Annotated in this window: 1 protein-coding gene; it reads left to right on the forward strand. The window is 57.9% G+C overall.

What is annotated here, in order from left to right:
• Positions 1-625: nitrogenase component 1 (locus X742_RS140275; protein ID WP_023775660.1), on the forward strand; the 625-nt coding region annotated here is incomplete at both ends.

A 625-nucleotide genomic window follows, 5' to 3' on the forward strand; every position in this document is an offset into this window, starting at 1 on the left:
AGATGATCGCCGTCTCGACCACTTGTATGGCGGAGGTCATTGGCGATGACCTGCACAGCTTTATCGAGAACGCCAAGGACGAAGGCTCGGTCCCGCGCGACTTCGACGTCCCATTCGCCCATACGCCGGCCTTCGTCGGCAGTCACGTCGATGGCTACGACGTCACGCTCAAGGGGATTTTGGAGCATTTCTGGAAAGGCGAGGAACGCACGGAAGCCGAGGGAACCATTAACATCATTCCGGGTTTCGACGGCTTCTGTGTTGGCAACAACCGGGAACTCAAGCGCCTGCTCGATCTGCTGGGCGTATCGTATACCTTCATCCAAGACGCCTCTGACCAGTTCGACACGCCGTCCGACGGCGAATACCGNGATCTGGTAGGTGTGTCCTATACCTTCATCCAAGACGCCTCTGACCAGTTCGACACGCCGTCCGACGGCGAATACCGCATGTATGACGGCGGAACGAAGATCGAAGACGTGAGGAAGGCACTCAACGCCGAGGCGACACTTTCGCTACAGCATTACAACACCCGAAAAACACTCGAGTATTGCCAGGGGGTAGGGCAGGCGACTGCCTCGTTCCATTACCCGCTCGGAGTCCAGGCGACCGACGACTTCCTGAT

It is taken from the genome of Mesorhizobium sp. LNHC229A00 (genome assembly GCF_000502415.1).
Classification (GTDB): Bacteria; Pseudomonadota; Alphaproteobacteria; order Rhizobiales; family Rhizobiaceae; genus Mesorhizobium.